Genomic DNA, 5,820 nt, shown 5'->3' with positions numbered 1-5,820 from the left:
TCCGCGGAGTCGCCCTTCGGGGCCGGTCCGCGGCGGCTGTGACGTCCCACCCCGGCCCTCAGCCCCTCACGTCCGCGACGCCGGCGTCCTCACCGGAGCCGTCCGCCTGTGCCATCAGCTCCCGGAACGCGCCGGCCACCAGCTCCGGGTACTCCATCATCGCGACGTGCCCGGCGTCCGGCAGGGACAGCAGCCGGGAGTCGCGGAAGGCCCGGGCGGCCTTGTGGGCCATGCGGAAGCCGACGAGCTGGTCCCGGCCGCCGTACACGAGCAGGGTGGGGGCCAGCACCCGCTCCGCCTGGCGCCACAGCCCGTGCTGACCGCCGAGCGTGTAGGCGTTGACGATCCCGCGCGCGGAGCGGGCCATCGCGTCCCAGAAGTAGGGCAGTCGCTGCCGCCGCTCCAGCTCCTCCACGGCGTGCCGGAACGCTTCCGGCGAGACCCGCTGGGGGTCGCCGTAGCAGAGCGCCATGACCCCGCGCACCCGCTGCTCGGCCGTCCACTCCCGGGTGAGCCGGGTGAAGAGGGCGGCGATGCCGGGGACGCCGAGCAGCCCCGTCGGCACCGCGCTGCGCTGCACGCGCAGTTCGGGCAGGGCCGGCGAGACGAGCGTGAGCGTACGCACCAGGTCGGGCCGTACGGCGGCCACGCGCGTGGTGACGGCGCCGCCGAGCGAGTTGCCGAAGAGGTGGACCGGGCCGCGGCCCGCCGCGTCGAGATAGCGGATCACCGCGCGCGCGTGCCCGGTGACCGAGTAGTCGCCGTCGTCCGGGGGCGGGGAGTCGCCGAAGCCCGGCAGGTCGACCGCCTCGCCGTCGACGACCCCGTCCAGCTCGGCCATGAGCAACGACCAGTTCTGCGAGGAGCCGCCGAGTCCGTGCACGTACAGCGCGGGCGGCAGTCCTTCGCGCGCGGGGGGCCGGGAGCGGACCGACAGGGTGACACCGGGCAGGCCGACGGACCGCAGCCGCTCGCCCTCGCCGACCCGGACGGGTGCCACCCGGGGAAGCACACTGGCGGCCGGCACGGACGGCGACTCGGTCGAAGACATGCGGCAATGTTACGAGGTGATCACGCAGGCAGGGGCTCATGTGTTCGCCGTCACAGATTGACCCCGTACGGGACCGGAGACCCGGTGCGGCGAAACGGGCCTGACGGCATGGCGTCCGGATCAGCTGTCTCCTAGGCTCGTACAGAGGGCACCCGCGTGTGGCCCCTGCCGTATCCAGGGACGTTCGTAGGAAGGGAGCCCGTCATGGCGTACGACCCCATCGAGCCCGACGCGATCGAGGACCTCGACGACCTGGACGCGGAGGCGGCGCCGGAGCGCGACGTCGAGGCGCCGGAGGTGGACGCGGCCGAGCAGCACACGGACATCGCACCGCGCCGCGACGACCCGCTGACCGGAATGGACCCGGACCGCGGGAACGTGGCCGACCTGGTCGAGCAGGCGCGCGTGGTCTCGCTCGACGAGGACGACTACCGCTGACCTCGCAGGTCCTCGCGGGGCCCGGCCGGCGGCACCGGACGGGCCGCACGGCTTCCGCCGTCGTCCGGTACGTGAAATTCTGCGCTCTCACCGCGCACACCACGGTTACCGAAAAGTACGATGGCCGCGCGGCCGACACCGCATGTGGACGAACTTGGGAGGCGGCGTGACAGCCATCGAGCAAACTGAGGCGGCACGCCCACGGGGCACGCGCCTGCCGCGCCGGGCCCGGCGGAACCAGTTGCTGGGCGCCGCCCAGGAGGTCTTCGTCGCGCAGGGCTACCACGCGGCGGCGATGGACGACATCGCCGAGCGGGCCGGCGTGAGCAAGCCGGTGCTCTACCAGCACTTCCCCGGCAAGCTCGACCTCTATCTCGCCCTGCTGGACCAGCACTGCGAGTCGCTGATCCAGTCGGTGCGCAGCGCGCTGGCGTCGACGACCGACAACAAGCAGCGCGTCCGGGCGACCATGGACGCCTACTTCGCGTACGTGGAGGACGACGGCGGGGCCTTCCGGCTGGTCTTCGAGTCGGACCTGACGAACGAGCCCGCGGTGCGCGAGCGCGTGGACAAGGTCACCAACGAGTGCGCCGAGGCGATCTGCGACGTCATCGCCGAGGACACGGGCCTGTCGCGCGCGGAGTCGATGCTGCTGGCCTCCGGTCTGGGCGGGCTCGCCCAGGTGGTCGCCCGCTCGTGGCTGCACAGTGACCGCAGCGTCCCGCGCGACCAGGCGGTGCAGCTGCTGACCTCGCTGGCCTGGCGGGGCATCGCCGGCTTCCCGCTGCACGGCACCGATCACCACTGAGGGCCGTTCGCCGGCCGTCCGTTCCCGCGCGGTGTTCGCTCCTGGCGTTCCCGCCCACGCGGTGTCCGTCCCCTCACCGGGCTAATGTGTGCTGGGTACGGCGCGTTGATCGCGCACATCACTGACCGTCGGAGGGACATAGCCGTGGAGGTCAAGATCGGCGTGCAGCACGCGCCCCGCGAGATCGTTCTGGAGAGCGGTCAGAGCGTCGAGGAGGTCGAGAGCATCGTGGCCGAGGCGCTGGCCGGCAAGACCGGGCTGCTCAGCCTCCAGGACGAGAAGGGCCGCAAGGTCCTGGTGCCGACGGACCGTCTGGCGTACGTCGAGATCGGTGAGCCGACCGTGCGCAAGGTCGGGTTCGGCGCGCTGTAGGCGACACGTGTGCGAAGGGCCCGGCGGCCGTGTGCCGCCGGGCCCTTGCGCATGCCGCGGGCACTCGGACGGAGCACAGGCCCTTCCCGGCGCATGATTGCCATCCGCAGGTCACGGGTAATACGGGCTACGACCGTCGAGCCAGACCCGGCCGTGGGAGGGACCCCGACATGATCCTCGAAGCACTCGGCTCCGCCGTGCTCGGTCTGATCCTGGCGTGGGCGGCGACACACCGGCTCGGCCACCGGCTGCCGGCCCGCCCGCTGGTGCTGTGCACCGGCGGCGCCGGAGCCCTCTTCGGCGACTTCGTCACGCACACCGCCCTGGACCCCGGCACCGCACTGCTCAGCCTCCTGGGGGCGGCGGTCATCTCGGTGGCGTCGCTGTCCCTGCTCCTGCGCCCGACGGGCCGCCTGCGCCGCCGCTCCGCGACGGCGTAAGGGCCGCGTCCGCGAGGGGCGCGGGGGAACAGCGCGAGCCACCCCTCACGCTCCCACCGCCTCACGCTCCCGCCGCCGCGGGACGACGGGCTCGCCGCCCGCGGAGAGCCCCGCCGCTCAGGCAGCGAGGCCCAGCGCGGCCATCCGCTTGGTGTGCGCCTCGGTGATCCGCGAGAACATCCTGCCGACCTCCGCCAGGTCGAACCCGTCGGCCACTCCGCCCACGAGCATCGTGGACAGGGCGTCCCGGTCGGCGACCACGCGCTGGGACTGCGACAGCGCCTCGCCCATCAGCCGCCGCGCCCACAGCGCCAGCCGGCCGCCCACGCGCGGATCGGCGTCGATGGCCGCCCGCACCTTCTCCACCGCGAACTCGGCGTGCCCGGTGTCGTCGAGCACGGCCAGCACCAGCTCGCGCGTGTCGGAGTCGAGACGGGCCGCGACCTCCCGGTAGAAGTCGCTCGCGATCGAGTCGCCGACGTACGCCTTGACCAGGCCCTCCAGCCAGTCAGAGGGCGCGGTCTGCCGGTGGAAGCCGTCGAGCGCGGCCACGAACGGGTCCATCGCGGCCGTCGGCTCCTCGCCGATCTCGGTCAGCCGGTTCCGCAGCCGCTCGAAGTGGTGGAACTCGGCCGAGGCCATCTTCGCCAGCTCCGCCTTGTCCGCGAGGGTCGGCGCCAGCTTGGCGTCCTCCGCGAGCCGCTCGAACGCCGCCAGCTCCCCGTACGCGAGCGCGCCGAGCAGGTCCACGACCGCGGCACGGTACTGCGGGTCGGCGGACGCCCTCGCCCAGTCCTGGGCGGCGACACCGGTGGGCTCGGCGGATTCGACGGACGCGTTCTCAGGCTTGTCAGAGCTAGTCATGAGGCGCACAATAGTCCGCTCGACGCCCCGCTCAAGCCCTGGTCAGCCAGTGTGACCACGACGACGTGACCAAATCGGCCATCGCATGTGCGCGAATCCGGGGTATGGTGGTATTGCGCCTGCCAGAGTGCGTCGACGATGCTCGACGTGGCCCGACAGGCCGCACGCATGAGGATGCCCGGTCGGTGGCCCGATCGGCTCCGACCCGACAGCCCTCCCAGGCCGTACGGCGATGACCGTACGACGGCAGGAGGGGACCCTCAGCGGTACGAGCGCTAGAGCGTCGGCAGAGGTCCCGTGTCATACGGCTTGCCCGAGTGGTTCGTCCGTACGGCAGCCGACGTCCCCGGCACGGTCAGACATGACCCCCCGCGCTCGCCTCGCACCGCGCACACAGAAGAGGCAGCACCCTGACTACGACGTTCCGCGAACTCGGAATCCTCCCCGAGACCGCCGAGGCCCTCGAAGCCGTCGGCATCGTCAACCCCTTCCCCATCCAGGAGATGACACTCCCCGTCGCCCTCTCCGGCACGGACGTCATCGGCCAGGCCAAGACCGGCACCGGCAAGACGCTGGGCTTTGGCCTCCCGCTCCTGGAGCGCGTCACCGTCCCCGCCGACGTCGAGGCCGGACGCGCCGCCCCCGAGGACCTGACCGACGCCCCGCAGGCGCTCGTCGTCGTCCCCACCCGCGAGCTGTGCACCCAGGTCACCAACGACCTGCTGACGGCCGGCAAGGTCCGTAACGTGCGCGTCCTCGCGATCTACGGCGGCCGGGCCTACGAGCCGCAGGTCGAAGCCCTGAAGAAGGGCGTCGACGTGGTCGTCGGCACGCCGGGCCGGCTGCTCGACCTCGCGGGCCAGAAGAAGCTGAACCTGAAGCACGTCAAGTGCCTGGTCCTCGACGAGGCCGACGAGATGCTCGACCTGGGCTTCCTGCCCGACGTCGAGAAGATCGTCAACATGCTCCCGGCCAAGCGCCAGACCATGCTGTTCTCGGCGACCATGCCGGGCGCGGTCATCGGCCTCGCCCGCCGCTACATGTCCCGGCCCACGCACATCCGCGCCACCGCGCCGGACGACGAGGGCGTGACGGTCGCGAACATCAAGCAGTTCGTCTACCGCGCGCACAACATGGACAAGCCGGAGATGGTCGCCCGCATCCTCCAGGCCGAGGGCCGCGGACTGGCGATGATCTTCTGCCGGACCAAGCGCACGGCGGCCGACATCGCCGAGCAGCTGGAGCGCCGCGGTTTCGCGGCCGGCGCGGTCCACGGCGACCTCGGCCAGGGCGCCCGCGAGCAGGCCCTGCGGGCCTTCCGCAACGGCAAGGTCGACGTCCTCGTCTGCACCGACGTCGCCGCGCGCGGCATCGACGTCGAGGGCGTCACCCACGTCATCAACTACCAGTCCCCCGAGGACGAGAAGACGTACCTGCACCGGGTCGGCCGTACCGGCCGCGCGGGCGCGAAGGGTACGGCGATCACGTTCGTCGACTGGGACGACATCCCGCGCTGGCAGCTGATCAACAAGGCGCTGGAGCTGAACTTCAACGACCCGGTGGAGACGTACTCCAGCTCCCCGCACCTGTTCTCCGACCTCGGCATCCCCGAGGGCACCAAGGGCACCCTGCCGCGCGCGGAGCGGACCCGCGCCGGGCTGGACGCGGAGGAGCTGGAGGACCTGGGCGAGACCGGCGGACGGGGCGCCCGTGGCCGCGGCGGCCGCGGCGGCCGCACCGAGCCGGCCCCCGCCGAGCGGGAGCGTCCCGCGCGTACGCCGCGCCGGCGCCGCCGCACCCGTGGCGGTACGCCGCTGGACGCCTCCCCCGCCGCACCGGCCGCCGAG

Annotated in this window: 7 protein-coding genes; 5 read left to right on the top strand and 2 right to left on the bottom strand. The window is 72.5% G+C overall.

All coding sequences use genetic code 11. The features are described 5' to 3' along the window. Nucleotides 1–58: 58 nt before the first annotated feature. Entirely contained in the window at nt 59–1,051 is a 993-nt protein-coding gene (locus IE312_RS13340; protein ID WP_189981416.1) for an alpha/beta fold hydrolase, read from the bottom strand. A 204-nt stretch (nt 1,052–1,255) separates the two neighbouring features. Here IE312_RS13340 and IE312_RS13335 point away from each other — a divergent pair, with 204 nt between their 5' ends. The 4 genes from IE312_RS13335 (at nt 1,256) to IE312_RS13320 (ending at nt 3,109) form a co-directional block, all read left to right on the top strand. Further along, the gene (locus IE312_RS13335) at nt 1,256–1,489 is read left to right on the top strand and encodes a hypothetical protein (RefSeq protein WP_189981414.1); all 234 of its coding nucleotides are present in this window, start codon (nt 1,256–1,258) and stop codon (nt 1,487–1,489) included. Between the two features lie 166 nt (nt 1,490–1,655). Continuing rightward, nucleotides 1,656–2,297 carry a TetR/AcrR family transcriptional regulator gene (locus tag IE312_RS13330; protein ID WP_189981411.1) on the top strand — a complete coding sequence of 214 codons (642 nt, stop codon included), beginning with the start codon at nt 1,656–1,658 and terminating at the stop codon, nt 2,295–2,297. 144 nt (nt 2,298–2,441) lie between these two features. Continuing rightward, nucleotides 2,442–2,669 (top strand): DUF3107 domain-containing protein, encoded by a 228-nt coding sequence (locus IE312_RS13325; RefSeq protein ID WP_030346231.1) that lies wholly within the window; start codon nt 2,442–2,444, stop codon nt 2,667–2,669. A 170-nt stretch (nt 2,670–2,839) separates the two neighbouring features. Next, complete coding sequence (locus IE312_RS13320; RefSeq protein ID WP_189981409.1) at nt 2,840–3,109, top strand: hypothetical protein; 270 nt, start codon at nt 2,840–2,842, stop codon at nt 3,107–3,109. 117 nt (nt 3,110–3,226) lie between these two features. Here the strand turns inward: IE312_RS13320 and IE312_RS13315 are convergent, their stop codons facing one another. Then, nucleotides 3,227–3,982, bottom strand: a complete 756-nt coding sequence (locus tag IE312_RS13315) for a ferritin-like fold-containing protein (protein ID WP_189981407.1) — start codon at nt 3,980–3,982, stop codon at nt 3,227–3,229. Nucleotides 3,983–4,476: 494 nt separating this feature from the next. Here IE312_RS13315 and IE312_RS13310 point away from each other — a divergent pair. Then, the coding region (locus tag IE312_RS13310) for a DEAD/DEAH box helicase (protein ID WP_189981404.1) at nt 4,477–5,820 on the top strand (1,344 nt) is incomplete at its 3' end.

Origin of the sequence: Streptomyces capoamus (genome assembly GCF_014654935.1) — a bacterium.
In the GTDB taxonomy this organism is placed as follows: domain Bacteria; phylum Actinomycetota; class Actinomycetes; order Streptomycetales; family Streptomycetaceae; genus Streptomyces; species Streptomyces capoamus.
Note: the sequence above shows the minus strand (reverse complement) of the source record. Positions and strands in the feature narration are given on the sequence as shown.

Coding starts and splice junctions, on each gene's coding strand:
- IE312_RS13335 (WP_189981414.1), top strand. CDS start 1,256: ATGGCGTACGACCCCATCGAGCCCGACGCGATCGAGGACCTCGACGAC.
- IE312_RS13340 (WP_189981416.1), bottom strand. CDS start 1,051: ATGTCTTCGACCGAGTCGCCGTCCGTGCCGGCCGCCAGTGTGCTTCCC.
- IE312_RS13320 (WP_189981409.1), top strand. CDS start 2,840: ATGATCCTCGAAGCACTCGGCTCCGCCGTGCTCGGTCTGATCCTGGCG.